Raw genomic sequence first — 25,777 nt, forward strand, 5'->3', positions numbered from 1 at the left:
AGTTTTGTCTCCGGGAGGAGACAATCAAAATGAAAATCTCTCGTCACATTCTTGTGGTGTGTGCGGTGACGGTTGCGGCGAGTGCCGCGGTCGCGCAGCAGAGCGGGATCAAGCGCACCCCGCTGCAGAAGATCGAATTTCCCGATGGATACGTCACCGTCAGCGGTCTCGCCGAGCTGCCGCCGGGCGGCAATATCGGCCGGCACACCCATCCCGGCATCGAGACCGGATATCTGCTGGAGGGCGAGGCAGTGATGAGCATCGACGGCGAACCCGACAAGCACCTCAAGGCGGGCGATTCCTACGTGATCCCGGCCGGCGTGGTGCACGATGCCAAGGTGCACGGCGACAACGGCGCCAAGGTGATGGCGGTCTGGGTGGTCGACAAGACCAAGCCATTCGCTTCGCCCGTCAAATAAATGCGGGGCAAAATTCGTCGAATCTCGGCGCCGCGGCGGCTGATTGCGGATCTGATGCACGCCTCGCAAGGCGTGCCACTGATCAGCTATCGGCGCACGCTGCAACTCGGCCCGCTCGCACGGGCTCGGGCCGCCGCCGCATCGCCGCCCGGCTTTGCCGCGATCCTCGCCAAGGCGTTCAGCCTGGTGGCGCGCGACGAGCCGCTGCTGCGCACGCTGTATATCGACTTTCCCTGGCCGCACTTCTTCGAGCTGCCGAAGAGCGTCGGCATGATCGCGGTCGCGCGCCGCATCGATGGCGAAGACTGCGTGCTGATGCAGAAAGTCACCGCGGCCGATACACGGCCGCTGACCGAGGTCGATTCGATCATCCGCGAGGCTCGCACCGCGCCGATCGAAACCGTCCCGATGTTTCGCAAGCTGCTGCGGATCAGCCGGATGCCGTGGCCGCTGCGGCGGGTCGCCTGGTGGGTCGGGATGTCGCTCGGCCGGCCGCGGGCGAATTTCTTCGGTAGTTTCGGCATCTCTTCAGTGTCGGCGTTCGGCCCTGGCGACCTCTACCCGGTCAGCCCCGGCCCCTACATCCTGAGCTACGGCCGACTCGCCGACGACGGCAGCCTGGAGGTGATCGTCCGGTTCGACCACCGGGTGATCGACGCCGCCCCGATCGCGAGGATCACGACCTCCCTCGAGCAGGTGCTGAACACCACGATAGCGGCCGAGATCGAGCAGTTGGAACGCCCGCCCCGGCCGCTGCGGGCCGCAGCCGGACCTTGAAGCGGCACGCCCGTTGACATATGTTAACACTCGTCCAGCGCGGGCGTCACGATGGCAAAGCGGCCGTCCCATCCGAACAAGGAAATCGAGGCGGCGGTCAGCCACGCTGAAGCGCTGGGCTGGAGATGGAGCAAGGTCGGCGGCCATGCGTGGGGCCGGCTGCTGTGTCCACATCACGATCGCGACGGCTGCGTGCTGTTCGTCTGGTCGACGCCGCGCAATCCAGAGAACCATGCGCGGCAACTGCTGCGCCAGATCGCACGCTGTCCCCACTCCAAGCAGGAGGATGATGGTGAAGACCTATGAATTCAGTATCGTCGCCTCCGGTCTCTCCCCGGCGGCCGAAGACTTCGCCGACCGGTTCTTCAACGCCGGATGCGACGACGCTGCCATCGCGTTTCAGAAGGGCCACATCGTGCTCGACTTCGCGCGCGAGGCGGAGTCGATCGGCGATGCGATCGCTTCGGCGGTCGCCGCGGTCGAGAATGCAGGCGCCAAAGTCGAGCGGATCGAGCCGGACCCGCTGGTCAATCTGTCCGACATCGCCGCGCGCTGCGGCCTCACGCGTGCAGCCCTGACGCAATACGCGAAGGGCCAGCGCAGCCGCGATTTTCCAGCGCCCAGCGTCCGGGTAACCTCGGATAGTCCGCTGTGGGACTGGGCCACGGTGGCGCGATGGCTGTATGCGCAGCGGAAGCTGAGCCGGGAGGCCGCTGTCGAGGCGGAGGCGGTGCGCCTCGCCAATACCGCGCTCGCCGCCGGCGACCGGCCGTTGGCGGCCCCCCTCGCCCAGCGGCTGCGAGCTTACGAGCAGACCCTCGAAGCCGCCTGAGCTCGCCTCGGCCCGCCTGGCCCGAATTGACATCCCAGGGCTTTGCCCCTAGAAAGCCCCCGCTCGCGGGCCGGTTTCGGCCCGCGTTGCGTTTCGCGACCCGTGGTCCTCCCCTTATGCTTTAAGGACGGACCTGTCGGCAGGGGATTTTCCCCATGCACAGGAGGGCGCGTTTCCTCACAACTCAAACCCTAGAGGACGCGATGACAAAGCGCGCTGAAGCCAAGTATAAAATCGACCGCCGGATGGGCCAGAACATCTGGGGCCGTCCGAAGAGCCCGGTCAACCGCCGCGAATACGGCCCCGGCCAGCACGGCCAGCGCCGCAAGGGCAAGCTGTCCGACTTCGGCGTCCAGCTCCGCGCCAAGCAGAAGCTGAAGGGCTACTACGCCAACATTTCCGAGCGCCAGTTCCACGCCATCTACGTCGAGGCGACCCGTCTGAAGGGCGACTCGGGCGAGAACCTGATCGGACTGCTCGAGCGCCGCCTCGACGCGGTGGTGTACCGCGCCAAGTTCGTCGCCACGATGTTCGCTGCGCGCCAGTTCATCAACCACGGCCACATCAAGGTCAACGGCAAGCGCGTCAACATCCCGAGCTACAAGGTGCGGGTCGGTGACGTGATCGAGGTCAAGGAAGCCTCCAAGCAGCTCGCCTTCGTGCTCGAAGCCAGCCAGCTCGGCGAGCGCGACGTGCCGGACTACATCGAAGTCGACCACAACAAGATGACCGCGAAGTTCGCGCGCATCCCGGCTCTCTCCGACGTGCCGTTCGCGGTGCAGATGGAGCCGCATCTGATCGTCGAATTCTATTCGCGCTGATTTCTTCGCACTGATTGCTGCTCAGTTCGATGCATCGAGGCCCCGGTTCGCCGGGGCCTTTTTGTTTGCGCTGCCTATTCGAAGGCGTTTGTCATTCCGGGGCGCGCGAAGCGCGAACCCGGAATCTCGAGGATATTGCGAAAGGGAGGTTCGGGGGGTGGGTGGCAAGGCCGCGTCCGTTCACGGCGAGATTCCGGGTTCGCTCACTTCGTGAGCGCCCCGGAATGACGGGTATGTGGCGATCGTGGAGATCACATCCCGCTGACCCGATCGTGTCCAGGCAAATACCTTCCGCTTCGCGCACGTCATGTTAGCTTTGGGCATGAGCTACATCCCTTCCCCGCCCGATCCTTCCGCGCCGCCGGTGCGGATCAACCTGTTGTCCGACACCCAGACCCGGCCGACGCCGGGGATGCGCGAGGCGATGGCGCGCGCCGAGGTCGGCGACGAGCAGACCGGCGACGATCCGACCACCAACCTGCTGCAGGAGCGCGTCGCGGCGCTGCTCGGCAAACAGGCTGCGGTATTTCTTCCCTCGGGCACGATGTGCAACGTGACGACGACTCTCGCGACCTGCCGGCCCAGCGACGAGATCATCGCGCATCGCACCGCCCACATCCTGTCGCGCGAAGGCGGCGCGCACGCCGCGCTCGGCGGCTTCCAGATCACGGGCCTGGACGGCGACGATGGCCAGTTCTCGCTGGAGGCGTTCCGCGCCGCGCTGCATCCGAAGACTCGCTACGAACCTCCGCAGGTGATGGTCAGCGCCGAGCAGACCGCCAATATCGGCGGCGGGACGATCTGGCCGCAGGCCACGCTCGATGCGATCGCCACTGCCGGCGAAGACGCTGGTCTGTGGACGCATATCGACGGCGCGCGGCTGATGAACGCGGTGGTCGCCACAGGTATCAGCGCCAAGGCGATGACGGCGCGCTGGGATTCGGCGTGGATCGATTTCAGCAAGGGACTCGGCGCGCCGGTCGGCGCGGTGCTGGCCGGCCCGCGTGACTTCATCGACGAAGTGTGGCGCTGGAAGCAGCGGCTCGGCGGCGCGATGCGGCAGTCCGGAGTGATCGCCGCGGCGTGTCTTTACGCGCTCGATCATCAGGTCGATCGCCTTGCCGATGATCACGCCAACGCGCGCCGCCTCGCCTCGGGGCTGGCGCAGATCGACGGCATCGACGTGCAGACGCCGCAGACCAATCTGGTGTTCTTCAAGCCTGACGGTGCGGGCGTCTCCGGCGCCGACATGGTCGCACAGCTCCGCCGGCGCGGCGTGGTGCTGGCGATGATGGAGGGACGGATCCGCGCCTGCACCCATCTCGACGTCAGCGCGGACATGATCGAGCAAACGCTCGACCACGTCCGCGAGATCGTGCGGGCAGCCTGACCGTTACAGGCAGATCCGGACGCCGGCGGCGTTGACGACGCAGCGGCGACCGTAATACCCGCGGCCCCGTCCACGTTCCCAGCCGCGACCGCGGCCCCGACCGCGATAGCCTCGGCCGCGTCCACGCCCGCGCTGGGCGTGTGCTTCCGTGCTGGTCACGCCAGAGACCACCGCTGCGGCGCCGACGAAGCTGAAGCAATAAATGCCGGTGAGAACGATCGCCGCGAGGCTGCGGGATACGAGGCTTGGCCGACGATGGGGATGATCAGTCATAAGATCTCCGTTTGCTGCGGGGACGGAACAACGCCGCCAAACTGACGATGCGCTGACGTGCAAAGAGCCGGCGAACCGGCCGCGGAATGGATCTGCACGCGACTGGAACGCGCGGCAGCCGAAACAGACCCCGCGGATCGATGCGACATATTGAAGCATCGATCCGTTTGCCTGCACAGTTCCCGCAGCAGCGCGACCGAAACTCGGACCTAAGCCTTGCCGCCGAAGGTCTCGCGCAGCTTGGCCTGGATCTTGGCCATCCCGCCGATCCAGCGATCGTAATTTTCGGTCTTCTTGCGCATGTAGTCGATCACCTGCGGGTGCGGCAGGATCAGGAAGCTCTCCTGCTCGATGCCCTGCAGCGCATCCTTCGCCACCTGCTCGGCGGTGAGATCACCGTCAGCCGATTGCGGCCCCTTCGGGATCGAGCGCAGCATGTTGGTGTCGACGCCCTGCGGGCACAGAATCGAGACGCGGATGTTGTGCGCCTTGTGGGCGATGGCGAGGCTTTCGGCGAAGCCGACCGCACCGTGCTTGGTCACCGAATAGGCCGGGCTGCCGACCTGCGACAGCAGACCCGCCGCCGAGATGGTGTTGAGGAAGTAACCGCCGCCGCGCGCCCGATAGCGCGGCACCAAATGACGCGCCGCGTAGACGTGCGCCATCACATGGACCAACCAGCTCTTCATAAACGGCTCGTCGGAGGAGCCGCCGGCATTCTCCGCCACCGGATCGAAGCCGCCGCCGATCCCAGCGTTGGAGCAGAACAGATCGATCGGCCCGAACTGACGTTCGGTCTCCTCGATGACGTGCTTGATATCGGCCTCACTGGCAACGTCGCATTTAAACGCCGCGCCGCCGATCGATGCGGCAACCGCTTCGGCGCGGGCCTGATCGAGGTCGGCGACCACGACCTTGGCGGCGCCGGCCTTGTGAAAGGCTTCGCACAGCGCCTGCCCGATTCCGTTGCCGCCGCCGGTGACGACGACGACTTTGCCCGCGATCTGCATGGTTGTTTCCCCCGCTTGTTGTTGGCGGGGGCGTTCTTATCGGAAAGATCCGGCGACCGCTACGCCAGCACCAGATCCATCACCGCAACGTAGTGGCAGCCGGCGGCGACCAGCACGAAGGCGTGCCAGATCGCGTTCTGGAACCGCAGCCGCCGCCAGGCGTGGAAGATCACCCCCAGCGTGTACAGCAGGCCGCCGATCGCCAGGAACCACATCGCCGTGGTGGGCAGCGTCTCGACCACCTGATCGTAGGCGATGATGCCGCTCCAGCCGAGCGCGAGGTACAGCCCGACCGACAGCTTGTCGAATTTGCCGGGTTTGAACAGCTTGAGCAGGATGCCGATCACCGCGACGCCCCAGACGCCGGCGAGCAGCGCCAGACCGAACATCTGATCCTTGATCTGGCTGATGATCGGTGTGTAGGTTGCGGCGATCAAAATGTAGATCGCCGAATGGTCGAACCGCCGCAGCAGCCATTTGCGCGGCGATACCGGCCACAGATTATACGCGGCCGACAGGCCTAGCATCGCCAGCAGCCCGACGACATATACCGATACCGAGACGATCGTCGGCGTGGAAGCGAACACGCCGGTCAGTGTGACGAGCGCGGTCGCGGCGATCAAACCGGCAACGAGGCCCAGCACATGCACCACGCCATCGGCGATCAGCTCGGCGCGATCGTAGTTCCAGTGCACCGCGCCCTTGGCGTCGATTCTGGCATGCGACACGATTTGCTTGAGGCGGAAGATCGTCATTGCGGAGCGAACACCCTGTTCGAGAACACCTTATCCGAATTGATCTGGCGCATTCATGACGACGGACGGCGATGCGATACCCGCAAGGTGATACGCTCGGCCACCGTCGCCGTCCGATCGAGCGCGAATTTTCCGCCCGAAAGGCGGCAAAGCCAAGACCGGCCCGGCAGGTCGCATTGTCGCACGAATCGGTGGTTTCCGGTTAGTTTCGCCGGCAACCTCTGACGATTGAACCTTGGCTCGCATGGCCTTCAACTTCTCCAATCTGCTCGAAGATGCGTGGCTGTCGGCGCGGGCGCTCAAGGACTACGGCGAGAACCTGTTCAATCCCACGATCCGGCTCGGCGTCACCGGCCTGTCGCGCGCCGGCAAGACTGTGTTCATCACCGCGCTCGTCCACGGGTTGTGCCGCGGCGGCCGGTTTCCGATATTTGAATCAATGTCGACCGGTCGGATCGCCACGGCGCGGCTGGCACCGCAGCCGGACGATGCGGTGCCACGTTTCGCCTATGAGAACTTCCTCGCCACGCTGATCGAACAGCGGCAATGGCCGAGCTCGACGGTGGACATCAGCGAGTTGCGGCTGGTGATCGACTATCAGCGCAAGAACGGCTCCGAGCAGACGCTGACGCTCGACATCGTCGACTATCCGGGCGAATGGCTGCTCGACCTGCCGCTGCTCGGCAAGAGCTACGAGCGCTGGGCCGCCGAAAGTTTGGCGCTGTCGCGGCAGGACCCGCGAGCCCGGGTAGCGCGCGAATGGCACGCTCATCTCGCCACGCTCGATCCCAAGGGACGCGAGAACGAGCAGGAAACCCTGAAAGCCGCGCGGCTGTTCACCGCTTACTTGCGCGCCTGTCGCGACGAGCAGTTCGCAATGAGCCTGCTGCCGCCAGGCCGCTTCCTGATGCCGGGCAACCTCGCCGGCTCGCCGGCGCTGACCTTCGCGCCGCTCGATGTGCCGGACGGCGGCATCGCGCCGGACGGCTCGCTGTGGGCGATGATGCGGCGCCGATTCGAAGCCTACAAGGACGCCGTGGTGCGGCCGTTCTTCCGCGATCACTTCGCCCGGCTCGACCGCCAGATCGTGCTGGCCGACGCGCTGTCGGCCTTCAACGCCGGGCCCGAAGCGCTGCAGGATCTCGAAGCCGCGCTCACCGGCATTCTCGAGTGCTTCCGGGTCGGCCGCTCGACGCTGCTCAGCTCGGTGTTCCGGCCGCGGATCGACAAGATCCTGTTTGCGGCCACCAAGGCCGACCACCTGCACCATTCCAGCCACGACCGGCTCGAGGCGATCCTGCGCAAGCTGGTCGAGCAGGCGATGCGGCGGGCCGAATTCGCCGGCGCCAAGGTCGATGTGGTGGCGATGGCCGCGGTGCGCGCCACCCGGGAGGCCCAGGTGCAGCGCGGACGCGACCGGTTGCCATCGATCGTCGGCACCCCGATCATGGGCGAAATGGCCGAGGGAGAGGTGTTCGACGGCGAAACCGAGGTCGCCACCTTCCCGGGCGATCTGCCGACCAATCTGCAGGGCCTGTTCCGCGGCGAGGACACCTTCCGCGGGCTCGCCGCCGGCTCGCACCAGGACGCCGACTTCCGCTTTTTGCGCTTCCGCCCGCCGCGGCTCGACAGCCATGATCCCGACGGTCCGGCGCTGCCTCACATCCGCCTCGACCGGGCGCTTCAGTTCCTGATCGGAGACCGACTGCAATGACCGAGCGGGTTCCTCCTCGCCGGCCGGCGACGTTCAAACTCACCGACCCGAGCGTAGTGCTGATCGATTCCGACGACGGCGCCAGCAGCTATACGGCCAAGCCGTCCGCGAAAGCGGACGCCAAGCCTGCCGCGTCGGCGGCCGGCGCTGCTCCTCCGCCGCCGCGCGCACGGGTCGAACTCGCCCGCGAGGCCGAGCCGCCGATCTCCGCGCCGAAAGCGCCCAAGAGCATCATCAGCCCGAAGAAGGGCTTTCGCTGGGGCACGCTGTTCTGGAGCGCTGCGACCGGCCTGGTGTCGCTGGCGTTCTGGCTGTGGATCAGCAAGCTGGTCGAGGACCTGTTCGCGCAGAGCCAGACGCTCGGCACCATCGGCATGGTGCTGGCGATCCTGGCCGGCGGCTCGCTGGCGATCATCATCGGCCGCGAGGCGTTCGGGCTGATCCGGCTGGCTCGGATCGAACAGCTCCACGCCCGCGCCGCGCGCGTGCTGGAGACCGACAACAGCGCCGAAGCCCGCGCCATCATCCGCGAGCTGTTGAAGTTCGAGCATCCCAACCCGCAGCTCGCGCATGGCCGCGCCACGCTGCAGAAGCACATCGACGACATCATCGACGGCGCCGATCTGATCCGGCTCGCCGAGCGCGAACTGATGACGCCGCTCGACCTCGAAGCGAAGATGCTGATCTCGAAGGCCGCGCAGCGGGTGTCGCTGGTGACCGCGATCAGCCCGAAGGCGCTGATCGACGTGCTGTTCGTCGCGATCGCCGCGACCCGGCTGATCGGCCAGCTCGCGCGGCTTTACGGCGGCCGCCCCGGCGCCCTCGGCATGTTCAAGCTGATGCGGCAGACGGTGTCGCACCTCGCCATCACGGGCGGCATCGCGCTGAGCGACAGCGTGATGCAATCGGTGCTCGGCCACGGCCTCGCCTCGCGGCTGTCGGCCAAGCTCGGCGAAGGCGTGGTCAACGGCATGCTCACCGCACGGCTCGGCCTCGCCGCGATCGATCTCACCCGCCCGCTCCCGTTCGATGCCCTTCCCCGGCCGCAGCTCGGCGACCTGGTGAAGGACCTGATGAAGAAGCGGGAGAAGGAAGAGTAGTGGCGCTCTGGCACCCCGGGCAGACGTTCGGCAATGCATTTGCCGAGGACACAGCGTGTTGACGCTGGCCGCTATTCCTTCGACAACTGATCGATGAAGCAGTCTCCTGCCCCAGCCGGCTCCTCCAAGACTCGGAAAGCCAAACCCAAAGGTCTGAAAGCCTGGCTTCACCGCATCGGCGTTCGGCAGGTGCGGATGTTCTGCGGGCTGGTGATGTTCACCTACCTGCTCAGCCACTTCCTCAACCATGCGCTCGGCAACATCTCGCCGGAGGCGCTGCATGCCGGCGTGCTGTGGCACCTGGAGATCTGGCAATTCCTGCCGGTCGCGATCCTGTTCTACGGCTCGGTGACGGTGCATGCCGGGCTCGGACTGTGGGCGCTGTATCAGCGCCGTCAGTTCCGCTGGAAGACACTCGAGCCGCTGCAGCTTTTGCTCGGCCTGTCGGTCCCGCTGCTGATCTACAGCCACGTCATCGTGATGCGGCTCGGCAACGCACTGTACGACCAGGACCGGCTGTATCCGCAGGTGTTGTACAACTACTTCGTCCTCGCGCCGTCCTATCGGGCATGGCTGATGGTGGCGGTGATGCTGATCGCCTGGACCCACGGCTGCATCGGTCTCTACGTCTGGCTGCGGATCAAGCCGGCATTCCGCCGCGCGATGCCGTGGCTGCTCGCCACCGCGGTTCTGATCCCGACGCTGGCGCTGCTCGGCTTCTATCAGGGCGGCCGCGACGTCGCGCGCGAGGCCGCCTCGCCGCAATGGCAGGCCGACAATCTCGCGCCGGCCAATCTCGGCACGCCGGAACAGCAGGAGACCCTCGATGCGATCGGCAACGACTTCCTGATCTTCTATCTCGGCCTGATCGCCCTGGCGCTGATCGCCCGCGCGGTACGCGCGTTGCTCGAACGGCGCGGCGGCATGGTCCGGCTGACCTATGACGGCGAGCGCAGCATCCGGGTGCCGAAGGGCCTCACCGTGCTGGAGGCGACCCAGCGCCACAACATTCCGCACGCCTCGGCATGTGGCGGCCGCGCCCGCTGTTCGACCTGCCGGATCCGCGTGCTCGGCGATCCCGCGACTCTGCCGCCGCCTTCACCGCGCGAAGCCTTCGTGCTCGCCTCGATCGGCACTGGCGACGATCCGTCGATCCGTCTCGCCTGCCAGCTCAGACCGGACCGCGACCTCAGCTTCGTGCCGGTGTTTCAGCCACGCAATGTCTCCCTCGCACGCAAGGCGGTGCGCGCGGCGCGGGTCGGCGAGGAACGCTATCTGGTCAGCATGTTCGTCGACATGCGCGGATCGACCAAGCTGGCCGAAAGCCGGCTGCCGTTCGACACGGTGTTCATCGTGAACCGCTTCCTCGGCGCCGTGTCGCGCAGCGTCATCGCCTGCGGTGGCCAGCCCAATCAGTTCGTCGGCGACGGCATGCTGGCGTTGTTCGGCCTCACCGAAACGCCGCGCGACGCCTGCCGCAATGCGATCCGCGCGGTCAGCGCGATTGCCGCCGCGATCGACGAACTCAACAGTTTTATCGCCCACGATCTGCCCGAGCCGATCCGGTTCGGGATCGGTCTCCACGGCGGCGAAGTGGTGCTCGGCGAGATCGGCTATCGCGACAACATGGTGTTCACCGCACTCGGCGACTCCGTCAATGTCGCATCGCGGCTGCAGGACATGACCAAGACACTCGGCTGCGAGACGCTGCTGTCGGACGAACTCCGCGCCACCGCCGGTCTGTCCGAACAGGCGCTCACGACGCTGGAGCTGGAGATCCGTGGCCGCATCGAACCGATGCTGGTCTGCGTGGTCGAACATTCCGCCGATCTGGCCTCGGCACTGAACGACAGCGAACTGACGCTGGCCTGATCAGCCAGCAGGATCGCGCTGCGGCGACGGTCCATCATCCCCATCAGCGGAAACAAAAACCCGCGCGCACGGCATGAACCCGTGCGTGACGGCTTGCGACGAACGGGCGATGGGCGGGTCCGATCCGACACCGACGGGCCAAGCAGACTTGAACCGAACAACGAACCGCGCATCGCGCGTATTTCGAGGAGAACGACCATGCTTCGCAAGATTGCTCTTGGACTGTTCGCCGCCGCTTCGCTGAGTGCCGTCGCGCTGGCTCCGACCGCTGCCTCCGCCGGCGGATGGAAGCATCATCACCACGGCTGGGGCTACCATCACTGGCACGGCCCAGCCATCGGCATCGGCTATGTGGGTTATGGCTACGGCAACTGCTACGTGACCCGCCGGGTCGCGACGCCATACGGCTGGCGCTGGCGCACCTTCAACGTCTGCGACTGACGCTGCCCGCGTCGAAGATCGAGGCTCCGGTTCTGATCGGATCAGGACCGGAGCCGGACTCGCCCGTGGATCAGTCGAGCTTGACCCACTGATCCACCGGCATCACTTCCGGGCTCTGAGCATAACCGCGAGTCCACATATCCACCACCCATTGGGCACCGGTGGCGCGCTCGGTCAGCACGGCGGTGTTGTGCGGCGTCTGCAGCACCAGGACGTTGCCGCGATATTTCGGATCGCCGACGCTGTGATACTTGAACAGCCCCCATTGCTGCATCACCAGCAGCAGGCTGGTGGTGTTGCGGGTCGTATCCCAGCAATCGAAATTGTGTTTGTCGTCGAAGTAACGGAAGTCGGCGCGCGCGATCCGCTTGTCGGTTCCGAGCACCGGCCCGAGCTTGCGGTCGAGCCATACCACCGCCTTCTGCACCGCCGCCCGTTCCGCCGCGGCCGAGGACTTACCGGCAGCCATGATCCGCGACAGCGCGGCGCGATCGCCGGCCGAAAACGCCAGCTCGTAGCGGCGGCGGCAGACGAAGCCGTAGCACACCGTCATGCCCTTCGCGGTCGGCGGAAAGATCGAAACCGAACTATAAAGATAAGATACCTGCGAGCTGAGCTCGGCCGCACCAGCCGGCGCCGCAGCCCAAGCGGTGACCGCCGCCGCCGCGAGCGCGCCGAAACGCCATGCGTTGAAGTTGCCGCGTCTCGCCCTCATTCCGTTCCCCAACCTGTCTGTTGCTGAGGCGAAGCTAGCGTCACGGCCTGACCGTGCCAATATGTCAGACAGGGGGCATCGCATTTGCCCGCAGCGCTGATGCATGCCGTCCACAGTTGTCTCCGGCTTCGGGAACCGAACGCCATGCCGCCAGAACCGCAGCTTCCCGCATTTGCCGCCGCTTACGCACCAGACGACGCCGCGCTGGCGTCCGATCTGCTCGCCACCGCCACGTTGACGCCCGACCGTGAGGCGCGGATCGACAATGTTGCGACCGGATTGATCATCGCAATCCGGAGCGCCAAGCACGTCTTCGGCGGCGTCGAAGCGATGCTGCGCGAGTTCGCGCTGTCGACCAAGGAAGGGCTGGCCTTGATGGTGCTGGCCGAGGCTCTGCTTCGAATTCCGGATGCTTCGACCGCCGACGCCTTTATCGAAGACAAGCTCGGCCAGGGCGATTTCGCGCACCATCGGATCAAGTCCGATGCGGTGCTGGTCAATGCCTCGGCGTGGGCGCTCGGCGTATCGGCCCGCCTGGTCCACGCCGGCGAGACGCCGCAAGGCACGCTCGCAGCATTGACGAAGCGGATCGGCGCGCCGGCCGTGCGCGCCGCGACCCGTCAGGCCATGCGGCTGATCGGCAACCACTTCGTCCTCGGCGAGACGATCGAGGCCGCACTTGCCCGCGCACACGCGCATCCGAGTGAAGGCCTACGCTACTCTTACGACATGCTCGGAGAAGGCGCCCGCACCGCCGAGGATGCCGAGCGCTACTTCCAATCCTATGCCGATGCCATCACGGCGATCGGTCGCTCCGCCGGCAACGCCGCGCTGCCGGCGCGGCCAGGCATCTCGGTGAAGCTGTCGGCGCTGCATCCGCGATTCGAAGCGATCAGCCGCGACCGGGTGCTGCGGGAATTGACGCCGCGGCTGCTCGAGCTGGCGCGGCTCGCCAAGAGTCATGACCTCGCCTTCACGGTCGACGCCGAAGAGGCCGATCGGCTTGAATTGTCGCTCGAGGTATTCGCCGCCTGCTTCGCCGATGCCTCGCTCGCGGGCTGGGACGGCTACGGCCTCGCGGTGCAGGCGTATCAGAAGCGTGCCGGCGCAGTGATCGATCATGTCGCCGAGTTAGCAAAGGCACTCGATCGGCGGGTGATGCTGCGGCTGGTGAAGGGCGCCTATTGGGACACCGAGGTCAAGCGAACGCAGGAACGCGGCCTCTCCGACTATCCGGTGTTCACCAAAAAGCCGATGACCGACCTCAACTACCTGCATTGCGCCGGCAAGCTGCTTTCGCTGCGGCCACGCCTGTTCCCGCAATTCGCCAGCCACAACGCGCTGACCGTGGCGACTATTCTGGAACTGGCCGATGGCAGCGGCGGCTACGAATTTCAGCGGCTGCACGGCATGGGCGAAGCGCTGTACGCTCGGCTGCTCGCCGAACACCCGCAGGCAGTGTGCCGGATCTACGCGCCGGTCGGCGGCCATCGCGATCTGCTCGCCTATCTGGTGCGGCGCCTGCTGGAGAACGGCGCCAACTCGTCGTTCGTGGCGCAGGCGGGCGACGAGAGCGTTCCGGTCGCCGAGTTGCTGACGCGACCTGCGGCACTGATCGGCCGCCCCGAGGATGCACGCAATCCGGTGATTCCGTTGCCGCGTGATATGTACCGGCCGCTCCGGATCAACTCCCGCGGAATCGAATTCGGCGACCGTGCGGCACTCACCTCCCTGCTCGGCGAAATCGACAGCGCGCGCAGACCGCTGCCGACAGTCGCATCCGCGACCAAGGAGCATGCCGCAGCCACGATCGCCGCCGCACACGCCGGCTTCGCATCGTGGAGTCGGACTTCTGCCGGTCACCGCGCGACGATCCTGGAGCGCGCCGCCGATCTGCTGGAACAGCGCCGCGCCGCAGTGATTGCGCTGCTGCAGGACGAAGGCCGCAAGACCCTCGACGACTGCGTGGCGGAAGTGCGCGAGGCCATCGATTATTGCCGCTACTACGCCAGCGAAGGCCGCCGGCTGTTCGAAGAGCCCGTCACCCTGCCCGGCCCGACCGGCGAACGCAACACGCTCGCCTTGCGGGGCCGCGGCGTGTTCGTGGCGATCAGCCCCTGGAATTTTCCGCTCGCGATCCTGCTCGGCCAGATCACCGCAGCACTGATGGCCGGCAACGCGGTGGTCGCCAAGCCCGCCGAGCAGACGCCGGTGATCGCAGAACTTGCGATCCGCCTGCTGCACGAAGCCGGCGTGCCGCGGGCTGCGCTGCATCTGGTGCAGGGCGACGGCCGTATCGGCGCGGCGCTGGTCGAGCAACCCGACGTCGCCGGCGTCGTCTTCACCGGCTCGACCGAAGTGGCGCGCGTAATCAACCGGACGCTCGCCGCCAAGGACGGCCCGATCGTGCCGCTGATCGCCGAGACCGGCGGCATCAACGCCATGATCGTCGACGCCACCGCACTACCCGAGCAGGTCGCCGACGACGTGGTCGCCTCCGCGTTCCGCTCCACCGGCCAGCGCTGTTCGGCGCTGCGGCTGCTGTGCGTGCAGGACGACGTTGCCAATCGGGTGATCGCGATGATCGCCGGCGCGGCGCGCGAACTGAAAGTCGGCGATTCCCGAGATCCGTCAACGCATGTCAGCCCGGTGATCGACGCCGCGGCGAAGGCCAAGCTCGACGCGCACATCGCCAGGATGAAGCGCGAGGCCCGGCTGCACTTTGCCGGGACCGCGCCGGCCAGCGACAACTTCGTGGCGCCGCATGTGTTCGAACTCAGCCGCTCTTCGCAACTCACCGAGGAAGTGTTCGGCCCGATCCTGCATGTGGTGCGCTACAAGGCGGCACAGTTCGACGAACTCCTCAATGACCTCGCTGCCACCGGCTACGCCCTGACGCTCGGCGTGCAATCGCGGATCGACGACACGGTCGCGCGCGTGATCGCACGGCTGCCCACCGGCAACGTCTATGTGAACCGCAACATCATCGGCGCCGTGGTCGGCGTGCAACCGTTCGGCGGCTCCGGCCTGTCCGGCACCGGCCCAAAAGCCGGCGGCCCGCATTATCTGCCGCGGTTCGCGCTGGAACAAACAGTGTCGATCAACACCGCGGCTGCCGGCGGTAATGCGGCCTTGCTGACGGACGGCGAGTAGCCGTCGTCGCCCAAAAACCTGTGCGCGCTGTCGGAAGACCTCCATGCAGGTTCCAATATTGCATCGTGCTGATAACCCGGTTCATATGCGGCAGAAACCGGATCAATGCCTTCGCGCGAATTTCCGGAAAATGAAATAACAAAAGCACAGGGAGCTCACGCGCATGGACGACAACGGCATCTTCAGCGGCCTCAAGGTGCTCGATTGCGCGAGTTTCATTGCCGCGCCTGCAGCGGCTACCGTGCTCTCCGACTTCGGTGCCGACGTCATCAAGATCGAACCGCCGGGCGCCGGTGATCCCTATCGCAACCTGCCGAACCTGCCGGGCTATCCGATCAGCGACCAGAACTACGCGTGGATGCTGGAGGCCCGCAACAAGCGCAGCCTCGCCCTCGACCTCGCCAAACCCGAGGGCAAGGAGGTGCTGCGCAAGCTGGTCGCCGAGGCCGACGTGTTCATTACCAACTTCCCGCCGCCGGTGCGGGCGCGACTCGGCGTGACTTACGCCGACCTCGCGCCGCTGAACGAGCGGCTGATCTATGCGAGCTTCACCGGCTATGGCGAGCGCGGCGAGGAAGCCAACAAGCCCGGCTTCGACAGCAACGCGTGGTGGGCCCGCTCGGGCATGATGGATCTGGTGCGTGCCGACGAAGACTCCACGCCGGCGCGGTCGGTCGCCGGCATGGGCGACCATCCCTGCGCCATGTCGCTGTTCGGCGCGATCGTCACCGCGCTGTATAAGCGCGAACGCACCGGCAAAGGCAGCGAGGTGAAGTCGAACCTGATGGCCAACGGGCTGTGGTCGACCAGCGTGCTGGCGCAGGCCAAGCTGGTCGGCGCCGAGTTCCAGCCGCGGCGCCCGCGCGAGCGCGCCCTCAACGCGGTGGCCAATCACTATCGCTGCCGTGATGGCCGCTGGCTGATCCTGTCGCTGCTCAACGAAGAGAAGCAGTGGCCGACGCTGACGAAGTGCCTCGGCCGCGAGGATCTCACCGACGATCCGCGCTTCGCCACCAAGGCGGACCGCCACGCGCGCTCGATCGAACTGATCGGCATCTTCGACGAGATCTTTGCGACGCGCGATCTCGCCGACTGGCGCAAGGCGCTCGACGGCACCGGTCTGGTGTTCGGCGTCGTCGGCATTCTCGACGACATCACCACCGACAAGCAGCTGATCGAGAACGAAGTGCTGGTGCCGTTCGAGAACGACACCACGCTCACCATCAACAGCCCGATCTGGATCGAAGGCAGCACCAAGACCCGGCCGCGCAAGCCGCCGGGCGTCGGCGAGCACAGCGACGAAGTGCTGCGCAACGCGGGCTATGACGACGCCGCCATCAAGGCGCTGCGTGCGTCGGGCGCCGTCGGTTAGGAGGCGACGCTCCCTCCGCGCGCCGCAAAGTCCATCACGCGAAATCGACCTCGATTTCGCCGGATTCGTACATTGCCCTCATAAGGGGCCCTCCTGCCGAAGGGGCCCGTGGCTGGCAGCGAGGGCCACCTCGGGCCCGAAAACAAATTGCTCGGATTGGCTAAAAATCAGCATGGCGCGCCTCTCGGCGGCGCCCTCCGGGAAATTTTGCAATTTATTGACGGCGAGTGCGATTTCGCAATTGCGAAAAGGGGTCGATATCCGCGACATCGTCTCATCGGACGCAGGAGATGATCTGCGGGTGAGGAGAAGACGATGAGTGCATTCCAAACCGAAACGGTGCTGTCGGTCCGGCATTGGACCGACACGCTGTTCAGCTTCACCGCGACGCGCGACCCTGGATTCCGGTTCCAGAGCGGCCAGTTCGCGATGATCGGCCTGGAAGTCGACGGCCGGCCGTTGATGCGCGCCTACAGCATGGCGAGCGCCAATCACGAGGAAGAGCTGGAATTCTTCAGCATCAAGGTGCCCAACGGTCCGCTGACGTCGCGGCTGCAGCAGATCAAGGAAGGCGATCAGATCCTGGTCGGGCGCAAGGCGACCGGAACGTTGATCGCCGGCAACCTGATCCCCGGCAAGCGGCTGCTGCTGCTGTCGACCGGCACCGGGCTGGCCCCGTTCGCCAGCCTGATCAAGGATCCAGAGATCTACGACATCTACGAATCCATCGTGCTGGTTCACGGCTGCCGACAGATTCCCGAACTGGCCTATGGCGAGCAGTTGGTCGAGGGCCTGCGCGACCACGAGTTCCTCGGGGATCTGATCCGCGACAAGCTGCACTACTACCCGACCGTGACCCGCGAGCCGTTCCGCAACCGCGGCCGCGTCACCGATCTGATCGCGTCGGGCCAGCTGTTCGACGATCTCGGCCAATCTGGTCTCGATCTCGAGTCCGACCGGGTGATGCTGTGTGGCAACCCGGCGATGCTCGCCGAACTGCCGGCAATGCTGAGCGAGCGCGGCTTCCGCGAGGGCAACCACAGCGAGCCTGGCCACTTCGTAGTCGAGAAGGCGTTCGTCGAGCGCTGACGCGCCGTTCGGAAATCGCGCGCCGGCGACAACTCATTGCTATCGTCCGGCGCGCGCCTGAACAACTCTGCGAGGCTCTGCGGGAGAGCCAAATCAAAACGGCGCCGGCTGTCTCACAGCCGGCGCCGTTGAAGTTTCAGGAATGAGGCTGCGCGATCAGCGGGCGACGATCAGACCGCGGCTGGTAACCACGACCCAGCGGCCGTCCTGGCGGCGGATCGCATCGACGCGACCGACGCCCGGGATCGGATCACCGGCATAGACTTCGTAAGTGCCGGAGCGTCCTTCGACCACCGCACCGCCGTCATACACATCGCGCAGCACCCAGCCTTCGATCGTCGGCAGCCGGCCCGGCTGCGACTTCGCAGGCTCCGGCTTCGGCGCGATCGAGCCGGTGACGTCCTTGGCATTGGCGTCCTTGGCCGCGACGGAAGCAACATTCACCGGCGCTGCGGGCTGCGCCGCCTGCGCGGTGCGCATCTTGTCGACCATCTCGGTCAGCTTCGCCAGTTTGGCGGCGGGTTCGGCCTGCGCCTTCTCCAGCTTCTCGACCCGATCCGCTGTCTTGCCGAGCTGCGCCGAGCTCTGCTTGGTGGTGTGATCGAGATCCGCCTTCAGCGCCGTCAGCTCGCTCTTGAGCTGCGCGACCTGCGTGTCGAGCGTTTTGACCTGGGCCGCCGCGGCGGTGGTCTCGGTATCGCCGCGATGCGACAGGCCGGCGGTGGCGAGCGCGCCGCCGACGGCGCCGGCGATCGCCGCGAGAATCACCGCCGCGGCGACAACCGCCAGCTTACGCAGGCCGAAACGCTGGGCGGCGGACTGGCTCGCCTCGTCCGGTGCTTCGACTTCGATCTCGTCGTCCCAATGCCGATACCAGTCTTCGTGGCGCGGCGGCGCCATGATGGTCACCGTACCGGGGCGGGCGCGGCTGCCGCCGGATGCCCCGGCTTGCGACTGCACCGCATCCGGCGTAGACGCTTCGCGTTTGGCAGCCTGTGTTCCCGCGGCGGTCGCGGGCGTCGTGGCCGAGCTTTCGTTGGGGACGCCTGCGGACTGCGCTCCGTCGGCCGCGGCGGCCGCGCCGGTCTGCTGTTCGCCGATGGGCTCGTTGCGATGCTCGTCCACGTCTCTCATCCTCCGGATCAATCTGCTACTAATCGCTAACTGTGATTACTTGCGAAATCGTTACTTCACCCGACGGTTACGGAAATTTCACGAATCGTGAAGAGCGCGCACAAAAATTCGCACCGCACGGCTTTGCACCGCACGGTGTCCCGCGCTAGGACAGATCGATGATCACAAGGCGCAGCCAAGCGCCGATCAGGGAGACGACCATGAAGCTGTACGATTCGATCGGCCCCAATCCTCGCCTGGTGCGGATGTTCATCGCCGAGAAGGGCCTGACGATTCCGACCCAAACGCTCGATGTCCGCGCCGGCGAGAATCGAAAGCCCGAACATCTCGTGCGCAATCCCCACGGCCAGACGCCCACTCTCGAACTCGACAATGGCAGCTTCTTGGCGGAGGTCACCGCGATCTGCGAATATCTCGAGGAGAAGCATCCGCAGCCGCCGCTGATCGGCACCACAGCGGAAGAGCGTGCCGAATGCCGGATGTGGACACGGCGGATCGACCTTTACATCTGCGAGCCGCTGCTCAACGGCTTCCGCTTCGCCGAAGGCCTGAAGATGTTTCAGGACCGGATGGTGTGCGTGCCGGAAGCTGCGCCCGGGCTGAAGAAGATGGCGGCTGACCGGCTGCAATGGATGGACAAGCAGATCGAGGGCAAGCAGTACGTCTGCGGCGAACGGCTGACGCTGGCCGATCTGCTGCTTTACGGCTGGCTCGACTTCGGCGCCAAGGTCGGCCAGCCGCTCGATCCGGCCAACACCAACATCGCCGAGTGGTTCAAGCGCATCGACGCGCGACCGTCGGCGAAGGCGTAGCGCTTCGCCCTGCGTGAGCGCTCGGCAGCGCGCTCACGCGTCGGGCCACACCAGCGACCGGTGCAGCCCGGCGCCGGCCCAGGCACCATCGGCGATCGCCAGAGACAGCGAGTGCGGCAGTCGCGCCGCATCGCCGCACGCGAACGCGCCGGGCACGCTGGTCTGTTTGCCGTCGTCGGTTTGAATCTGGGTGCCGAACGGGGTTTCGGCGAGCGCGCATCCCAATGCTTGCGCGATCGGCGTCGCCGGCGCGTTGCGGCTCGCGGTGAAGATGCCGGCGAACGGCAGTGTCCGTCCGTCGCTCAGCACGACGTCGGCACGTCCTTCGATCCGCGCGATCGGTGTCTCGTCGATCGCAACGCCCCGCGCGGCGAGATCGTCCCGCCCTGCATCGTCGAGCTCGAGTGCGGCGTTGGTGAACAGCGTCACCTCGCCCCATTCCGGCAGCAGTTGCGCCTGATGCAGCGACATCGGCCCGGTGGCGACCACTGCGATGCGGCCTCGATCGAGTTCATAGCCGTGGCAATACGGACAGAGAAATACGCTGTCGCCCCATCGCTCCTGCAGCCCTTCGATCGCCGGCAGCGTGTCGGAGACGCCGGTGGCGAACAGCAGCCGGCGCGCATGATGTTGCGCGCCGTCGCCGGTCTCGACCACGAACGCGTCTTTGCGGCCGCTCGCGGCGCGTGCGGTGTCGTCGACCCAGCTCAACGTCGGATAGGCTTGAAGCTGATGACGCGCGGTCGCGGCAATTGCCGCCGGATCGGCGCCGTCCTGTGAGAGGAAGCCGTGCGAATGCGCGGCGAAGCGGTTGCGGCGCAGGCCCGCGTCGATCACCCGCACGCTGCGGCGCGCACGAACGAGCTGAAGCGCGGCCGCCATTCCGGCGTAAGAGCCGCCGATGACGATGACGTCGTGGTGCATGTGAACTCCCTCAGGCGCGCGACCGATGCGCGGCGTGGCGGCGGTTGAAGTCGGCCGACAATCTGGCCAGCGTGATCTTGCCGAGCCGATCCAGCAGCAGCGCTTCGGCGTCGGCGAAAGCGTCGTCGAGCGCGGCGTTCACCGCCTGTTCGACCAGACATTGCGGCGCCTCGTGGCGGTTGCCGATGGCAAACACCGTCGGCTCGCCGAGCGCATCGTAGAGATCGCGCAAGGAGACCGCGTTCAGATCGGCGACGATCTGCCAGCCGCCGGACGGGCCGCGCGCAGAGGCGACCAGTCCGGCGTCGCGCAGCAGACCCATCGTCCGCCGCACTACCACCGGGTTGGTACACATGCAGGCGGCGAGGGTTTCGGAGGTCATCGGCTCGCCGCGCTCCGCCATATGCAGCAGCGCGTGCAACACCGAGGACAGGCGACTGTCTCGTTTCATGTAACTTCAAATATTACGAATTAGTCGCAGATGCAAGGGCCACGTCTCGGCTTTGCCGAAGACAGCTTTTCTGCGGCGAGCCGAGGTGCTGCGCCGTCTACACCACGACCGGTGCGTCGGAGAGTTCGTTGGGGCCCGGGCCGCTGCGTGGGAAGTGCTCGGCCAAGTGCGCGGTGATGCGGTCGATGCCGCGCAGCACGCCCTGCTCGAACCGGCCTTCGCGAAACTCGGCCTCCATCTCGCGGCAGATCGCCTCCCAAGCCGCGGCGTCGACGCGACCGTCGATGCCGCGATCGGCGATGATCTCGACGTCGCGGTCGGCGAGCAGCAGATAGATCAGCACGCCGTTGTTGTGCGCGGTGTCCCAGATCCGAAGCTGCGAGAAGATGTCGAGCGCGCGCTCCCGCGCCGGCTGATCGCGGAACAGCGGTGCGCCGTCGAGCGCGCCTTCGACCACGAAGCGGATCTGGCCGACGTGGCGGGTCTCGCTGTCCTTGATGGCGCGCTCGATCGTGTCGAACGCAGACGGCGAAAACGCGCGGTGAACCTTGCCGCGGCTGGTGAACAGATGCTTGCCGATCCGCCGGATACCCATCGCCTGTACCTCCTCACCAGCTTCCCGAGGCGCCGCCGCCGCCGAAGCTGCCGCCCCCACCGCTGAAGCCGCCGCTGCTCGAGCCGCTCGACCACGACGAACCGCTGCTGCCGCCCGACCAGGTGCCGCCGGACGATCCTCGGCGGCCGCCCGAAGAGATCGTCGGCCCGCCGAAAGTGTCGATGAACAATGTGAGCAGGAACGCCGCGAAGCCGGCGACCAGCGCGATGTACCAAGCGAGGCCGAACAGCAGCGCCACCACGCCAACCAAGACGCCGCCGACCGCAGAGGCAGCGGCGCGACCGAGCAACGCCTTCAGAAGGCCATTGAGCACCAGCGTGCCGAAAAACAACGGGATCGCCCAGCCGGTCAGCTCATCCATCGATTCCGGCGCCGACCATTCGTGTTGCGGCTCCGGCGCCGGCAGCGGTTCACCGTCGATCACGCTCATCATCCGATCGACGCCGGCCTCGATGCCCCCCTCGAAATCGCCGACCTTGAACTTCGGCGTGATGACTTCGTCGATGATGCGCTTGGCGGTGACGTCCGGCAGCGCGCCCTCAAGGCCGTAGCCGACCTCGATGCGCAGCTTGCGGTCGTTCTTGGCGACCAGCAGGATCGCGCCGTCGTCGACCTTCTTGCGGCCGATCTTCCAGGCTTCGGCGACCCGGATCGAGAACTGTTCGATCGCCTCTGGTTGCGTCGTGGGCACGATCAGCACAGCGATCTGGCTGCCCTTGCGGGCTTCGAACGCCTTCAGCTTCTGGTCGAGCCGCGCCACCGCACCATCGGACAGCGTGCCGGTCTGATCGACGACGCGGCCGGTCAGCGCCGGCACTGCCACGTCGGCGCGCGCGAACGGCGCCAACGCCGCCGTGATCACGATCAGCAGCAGCGCCAGCAATCCGGCGCGGACGGCGCGCATCGTCGCCGCGGTCATCGGCTTACTTGGCCGGGGCTGGCGCCGGGGTGAAATCGACCTTCGGCGCGGTCGAGATCTCCTTCTCGTTCTCCACCGTGAAGTTCGGCTTTTCATGATAGCCGAACATCATCGCGGTGAAATTGGTCGGCACCGAGCGGACCGTGACGTTGTAGGCTTGAACCGCTTTGATATAGCGATTCCGCGCCACGGTGATGCGGTTCTCGGTGCCTTCGAGCTGCGCCATCAGGTTCTTGAACAGCTCGTCCGACTTGAGCTGCGGATAGTTCTCGGTGACGACCAAGAGCCGCGACAACGCGCTCGACAGTTCGCCCTGCGCCTGCTGGAACTTCTGGAACGCGGCCGGATCGTTGAGCACCTCGGGCGTCGCCTGGATGCTGCCGACCTTGGCGCGGGCGTTGGTGACGCCGAGCAGCACGTCCTTTTCCTGCTGGGCGAAGCCCTTCACCGAGTTGACGAGGTTGGGCACCAGATCGGCGCGCCGCTGATACTGGTTGACCACTTCCGACCAGGTCGACTTAACCTCCTGGTCTTCGCTCTGGATGGTGTTGTAGCCGCAATTGCTCAGGCTGAGCGCGGCGAGCGCCGCCAGCACCGACAGAAACTTCCGCATCGATCTCTCCCCCACGAAGCGGCGCAGCATAGCAGACGCCGTTTCCGATTGGTCGGTATAACGCCGTACTGGTTCGGTGGTTCGCGCGCCGCCACCGACGATTTCGGCTGTGGCCGGGCCCGCTCCGTCTTGCTGTGTGCCCCCAGAACACGCGAATGCCCGCGACGAGCGCGGGCATCACATGTCCGATGCGGCTCGGCTTTACGCTGCGACCGCGGCCTTGGCGTCCTGGATCGCGCGCCAGACCTTTTCCGGGGTCAGCGGCGTGTTCAGCGCCGTGACGCCGAGCGGGGCCAGCGCGTCGAGCACGCCGTGCACCACGCAGGGCGGGCCGCCGATCGCGCCGGATTCGCCGCAGCCCTTGGCGCCGAGCGGATTGGTCTTGCACGGCGCCGACGGGTCGAGCGTAACGTTGATCGGCGGCAGATTGTCGGCGCGCGGGATGCAGTAGTCGAGATAGCTCGCGGTCAGCAGCTGGCCATCGTCGTTGTAGGCGGCGTTCTCGTACAGCGCCTGGCCGACGCCCTGGGCGACACCGCCATGGATCTGGCCGGCGACCAGCATCGGGTTCACCGCATTGCCGACATCGTCCACCGTGGTGTAGCGCACGACGCGGGAAACGCCGGTCTCCGGATCGACCTCGACCTCGCAGATATGCGCGCCGTTCGGCCAGCTCGGGCCATCGACTTCGCCGGTGGAGTCGACGCTGAGCCGCGCGCCCTTCTCCTTGGCGGCGATCTCGAACAGGCTGATCTTGCGGTCGGTGCCGGCGATGGTCAGCATGCCGCCCGAATACTCGATGTCCTCGATCGAGGCTTCGAGAATGTTGGCCGCCTTCTCGCGCGCCTTCGTGATCATGTCGGCGCTTCCCACCGCAACCGCGGTGCCGCCGACGAACAGCGAGCGCGAGCCGACGCTGCCGAAGCCGACCGCCAGATCGGTATTGCCTTGGACGACGTCGATCTTGTCGATCGGAATCTCCAGCGCGGCAGCGATCATCTGGGTGTAGGTGGTCTCCAGCCCCTGCCCCATCGCCTGGGTGCCGGAATGCAGCACCACGCGGCCTTCGGCAGTGGCGTGCAGCTTGACGTTCTCGGTGTGGGCGCGGCCGCCGGTCCATTCGATGTAGCTGGTGACGCCGCGGCCGTACAGCAGGCCCTTCTTCTGCGCCGCCTTCTTGCGCGCCTTGAAGCCGTCCCAGTCGGACAGCTCGGCGGCGCGGTCCATCATGTGGGCGAACGCACCGCTGTCGTACACCTGGCCGACCGCATTGGTGTAGGGCAGCTGCGACGGCTTGATGTAGTTGACCTTGCGGATCGCGCGCGGGTCCATATTGAGCTTGCGCGCGGCGGCGTCCATCAGCCGCTCGACGATGTACACCGCTTCAGGCCGCCCGGCGCCGCGATAGGCGCCGACCGGCGCGGTGTGGGTCATCACCGCCTTGATGTCGAAATGCACCACCGGCAGGTGATACACGCCGGTCTGCACGAACGGGCCGAGCACCAGCGGAATGATCACGCCGGCGCCGGCCAGATAGGCCCCGGTGCCGCCGATCGAGGTGACGCGATAGGCCAGCACCTTGCCCTTGGAGTCGAGCGCGAGCGAGGCGGTCGAGGTCAGGTCACGGCCATGGGTGCCGCCGACGAATTCGTCAGTGCGGTCGCCGCGCCAGCGGATCTTGCGGTTCAGCTTCACCGCCGCGTAAGCGACCAGCGCGTCTTCCGGATAGACGCCGGTCTTCTGGCCGAAGCCGCCGCCGATATCCCCGACCAGCACCTGAATGCTGTCCTTCGGCCGCTTCAGAATGGCGTCGGCAAGGGTGTCGCGAGTCGCGCCCGGTGTCTGCGACTGGACGTGCAGGATCAGCCGGCCGGTCTTCTTCTCGATCTCCGCGATGGTCGAGCGCGGCTCCATCGCCGAGGGGATCAGCCGCTGGCTGACGAGATCGAGCGACACGGTATGGGCGGCGCTGGCGAACGCGGCATCGACCTTGGCGGCATCGCCATAGCTCATCGCCGCCACGATGTTGTCGGGCGTCTCCGCCCACACCGCCGGCGCGCCGGGCTGGATCGCCGCGGTCGGGTCGGTCACCGCCGGCAGTTCGTGGTATTCGACCGCGATCGCCTCGATCGCCGCCTGCGCGGCAAGCTGCGAAGTCGCGACCACGGCGGCGACCGGCTCGCCGACGAAGCGGACTTTCTCATGCGCCAGCAGCCGGCGCAGCGGCAGCGCCATCGGCGAGCCGTCGGGTCGCTTGAAGATCGGCAGCGTCGGAATGGTGCCGATGTCGTCGGCGACGAGATCGGCGCCGGTCAGCACCGCTTCCACGCCCGGCATCGCCTTCGCCGCCTCGGTGTCGATCGAGACGATGTCGGCGTGTGCATGCGGGGAGCGCATCACCACCAGCCACAGTGCGCCATCGGCGGCCTTGTCGTCGAGATAGCCGCCGTGCCCGGTGAGCAGGCGCTGATCCTCGAGACGCTTGACGGGCTGGCCCGCACCGAACCGCATGGAGCCGGGGAGAATGTTCATGCCGTTTCCTTTTGTTGCTTGCTTGGCCACAGTTTTAGCGGAG

The 25,777-nt window shown here is 66.4% G+C and carries 24 protein-coding genes; 14 read left to right on the forward strand and 10 right to left on the reverse strand.

Going from position 1 to position 25,777, the window contains the following annotated elements; genetic code table 11:
- Nucleotides 1–29: 29 nt before the first annotated feature.
- From DY468_RS16460 to DY468_RS16485, 6 genes are all read left to right on the forward strand, one after another.
- Nucleotides 30–419 carry a cupin domain-containing protein gene (locus tag DY468_RS16460; RefSeq protein ID WP_205512424.1) on the forward strand — a complete coding sequence of 130 codons (390 nt, stop codon included), beginning with the start codon at nucleotides 30–32 and terminating at the stop codon, nucleotides 417–419.
- Nucleotides 420–1,196 carry an acyltransferase gene (locus tag DY468_RS16465; protein ID WP_164605880.1) on the forward strand — a complete coding sequence of 259 codons (777 nt, stop codon included), beginning with the start codon at nucleotides 420–422 and terminating at the stop codon, nucleotides 1,194–1,196. It begins immediately after the preceding gene.
- Nucleotides 1,197–1,247: 51 nt separating this feature from the next.
- On the forward strand, nucleotides 1,248–1,502 hold the full coding sequence (locus tag DY468_RS16470; RefSeq protein WP_164605881.1) for a hypothetical protein: 255 nt from the start codon (nucleotides 1,248–1,250) through the stop codon (nucleotides 1,500–1,502).
- Nucleotides 1,486–2,028, forward strand: coding sequence for a helix-turn-helix transcriptional regulator (locus DY468_RS16475; RefSeq protein ID WP_164605882.1), 543 nt, complete (start codon nucleotides 1,486–1,488; stop codon nucleotides 2,026–2,028). Before DY468_RS16470 ends, DY468_RS16475 begins: the two co-directional genes overlap by 17 nt.
- A 203-nt stretch (nucleotides 2,029–2,231) precedes the next feature.
- Nucleotides 2,232–2,849, forward strand: a complete 618-nt coding sequence (gene rpsD, locus DY468_RS16480) for a 30S ribosomal protein S4 (RefSeq protein WP_164605883.1) — start codon at nucleotides 2,232–2,234, stop codon at nucleotides 2,847–2,849.
- A 322-nt stretch (nucleotides 2,850–3,171) separates the two neighbouring features.
- Nucleotides 3,172–4,239, forward strand: coding sequence for a threonine aldolase family protein (locus DY468_RS16485; protein ID WP_164605884.1), 1,068 nt, complete (start codon nucleotides 3,172–3,174; stop codon nucleotides 4,237–4,239).
- A gap of 482 nt (nucleotides 4,240–4,721) precedes the next feature.
- On the opposite strand, the gene DY468_RS16495 is transcribed toward DY468_RS16485, so the two are convergent.
- Entirely contained in the window at nucleotides 4,722–5,522 is an 801-nt protein-coding gene (locus DY468_RS16495; RefSeq protein ID WP_164605886.1) for an SDR family oxidoreductase, read from the reverse strand.
- Between the two features lie 59 nt (nucleotides 5,523–5,581).
- Nucleotides 5,582–6,277, reverse strand: coding sequence for a PAQR family membrane homeostasis protein TrhA (trhA, locus tag DY468_RS16500; protein ID WP_164605887.1), 696 nt, complete (start codon nucleotides 6,275–6,277; stop codon nucleotides 5,582–5,584).
- Nucleotides 6,278–6,521: 244 nt separating this feature from the next.
- Here trhA and DY468_RS16505 point away from each other — a divergent pair, with 244 nt between their 5' ends.
- From DY468_RS16505 to DY468_RS16520, 4 genes are all read left to right on the forward strand, one after another.
- Nucleotides 6,522–7,991, forward strand: a complete 1,470-nt coding sequence (locus DY468_RS16505; protein ID WP_164605904.1) for a YcjX family GTP-binding protein — start codon at nucleotides 6,522–6,524, stop codon at nucleotides 7,989–7,991.
- Nucleotides 7,988–9,091, forward strand: a complete 1,104-nt coding sequence (locus DY468_RS16510) for a YcjF family protein (protein WP_164605888.1) — start codon at nucleotides 7,988–7,990, stop codon at nucleotides 9,089–9,091. Before DY468_RS16505 ends, DY468_RS16510 begins: the two co-directional genes overlap by 4 nt.
- A gap of 93 nt (nucleotides 9,092–9,184) precedes the next feature.
- Complete coding sequence (locus tag DY468_RS16515) at nucleotides 9,185–10,963, forward strand: adenylate/guanylate cyclase domain-containing protein (RefSeq protein WP_502706233.1); 1,779 nt, start codon at nucleotides 9,185–9,187, stop codon at nucleotides 10,961–10,963.
- Between the two features lie 198 nt (nucleotides 10,964–11,161).
- The gene (locus DY468_RS16520) at nucleotides 11,162–11,404 is read left to right on the forward strand and encodes a hypothetical protein (protein WP_164605889.1); all 243 of its coding nucleotides are present in this window, start codon (nucleotides 11,162–11,164) and stop codon (nucleotides 11,402–11,404) included.
- 70 nt (nucleotides 11,405–11,474) lie between these two features.
- On the opposite strand, the gene DY468_RS16525 is transcribed toward DY468_RS16520, so the two are convergent.
- Complete coding sequence (locus DY468_RS16525; RefSeq protein WP_164605890.1) at nucleotides 11,475–12,119, reverse strand: hypothetical protein; 645 nt, start codon at nucleotides 12,117–12,119, stop codon at nucleotides 11,475–11,477.
- A 144-nt stretch (nucleotides 12,120–12,263) separates the two neighbouring features.
- Here DY468_RS16525 and putA point away from each other — a divergent pair, with 144 nt between their 5' ends.
- The 3 genes from putA (at nucleotide 12,264) to DY468_RS16540 (ending at nucleotide 17,733) form a co-directional block, all read left to right on the forward strand.
- Entirely contained in the window at nucleotides 12,264–15,272 is a 3,009-nt protein-coding gene (gene putA, locus DY468_RS16530; RefSeq protein WP_164605891.1) for a bifunctional proline dehydrogenase/L-glutamate gamma-semialdehyde dehydrogenase PutA, read from the forward strand.
- Between the two features lie 163 nt (nucleotides 15,273–15,435).
- Complete coding sequence (locus DY468_RS16535) at nucleotides 15,436–16,644, forward strand: CaiB/BaiF CoA transferase family protein (protein ID WP_164605892.1); 1,209 nt, start codon at nucleotides 15,436–15,438, stop codon at nucleotides 16,642–16,644.
- Between the two features lie 315 nt (nucleotides 16,645–16,959).
- Nucleotides 16,960–17,733 carry a ferredoxin--NADP reductase gene (locus tag DY468_RS16540; RefSeq protein ID WP_107343581.1) on the forward strand — a complete coding sequence of 258 codons (774 nt, stop codon included), beginning with the start codon at nucleotides 16,960–16,962 and terminating at the stop codon, nucleotides 17,731–17,733.
- Nucleotides 17,734–17,889: 156 nt separating this feature from the next.
- Here the strand turns inward: DY468_RS16540 and DY468_RS16545 are convergent, their stop codons facing one another.
- On the reverse strand, nucleotides 17,890–18,858 hold the full coding sequence (locus DY468_RS16545; RefSeq protein WP_164605893.1) for a hypothetical protein: 969 nt from the start codon (nucleotides 18,856–18,858) through the stop codon (nucleotides 17,890–17,892).
- 209 nt (nucleotides 18,859–19,067) lie between these two features.
- Between DY468_RS16545 and DY468_RS16550 the strand changes: the two genes are divergently transcribed.
- On the forward strand, nucleotides 19,068–19,679 hold the full coding sequence (locus tag DY468_RS16550; protein ID WP_164605894.1) for a glutathione S-transferase family protein: 612 nt from the start codon (nucleotides 19,068–19,070) through the stop codon (nucleotides 19,677–19,679).
- A gap of 33 nt (nucleotides 19,680–19,712) precedes the next feature.
- Here DY468_RS16550 and DY468_RS16555 read toward each other — a convergent pair whose 3' ends face one another.
- The 6 genes from DY468_RS16555 to DY468_RS16580 form a co-directional block, all read right to left on the reverse strand.
- Nucleotides 19,713–20,603 carry an NAD(P)/FAD-dependent oxidoreductase gene (locus DY468_RS16555; RefSeq protein WP_164605895.1) on the reverse strand — a complete coding sequence of 297 codons (891 nt, stop codon included), beginning with the start codon at nucleotides 20,601–20,603 and terminating at the stop codon, nucleotides 19,713–19,715.
- Nucleotides 20,604–20,613: 10 nt separating this feature from the next.
- Nucleotides 20,614–21,054 (reverse strand): RrF2 family transcriptional regulator, encoded by a 441-nt coding sequence (locus tag DY468_RS16560; protein ID WP_164605896.1) that lies wholly within the window; start codon nucleotides 21,052–21,054, stop codon nucleotides 20,614–20,616.
- 97 nt (nucleotides 21,055–21,151) lie between these two features.
- Nucleotides 21,152–21,649 (reverse strand): TPM domain-containing protein, encoded by a 498-nt coding sequence (locus tag DY468_RS16565; protein WP_164605897.1) that lies wholly within the window; start codon nucleotides 21,647–21,649, stop codon nucleotides 21,152–21,154.
- Between the two features lie 13 nt (nucleotides 21,650–21,662).
- Nucleotides 21,663–22,589, reverse strand: a complete 927-nt coding sequence (locus DY468_RS16570) for a TPM domain-containing protein (protein WP_164605898.1) — start codon at nucleotides 22,587–22,589, stop codon at nucleotides 21,663–21,665.
- A gap of 4 nt (nucleotides 22,590–22,593) precedes the next feature.
- A complete protein-coding gene (locus tag DY468_RS16575) occupies nucleotides 22,594–23,202 on the reverse strand; it encodes a LemA family protein (protein ID WP_164605899.1) in 609 nt (202 codons plus the stop codon).
- A gap of 201 nt (nucleotides 23,203–23,403) precedes the next feature.
- Nucleotides 23,404–25,734: a xanthine dehydrogenase family protein molybdopterin-binding subunit gene (locus tag DY468_RS16580; protein ID WP_164605900.1), complete on the reverse strand. Its 2,331-nt coding sequence runs from the start codon at nucleotides 25,732–25,734 to the stop codon at nucleotides 23,404–23,406.
- Nucleotides 25,735–25,777 lie beyond the last annotated feature (43 nt).

This window comes from Rhodopseudomonas sp. BR0M22 (genome assembly GCF_010907035.1).
Lineage (GTDB): Bacteria > Pseudomonadota > Alphaproteobacteria > Rhizobiales > Xanthobacteraceae > Rhodopseudomonas.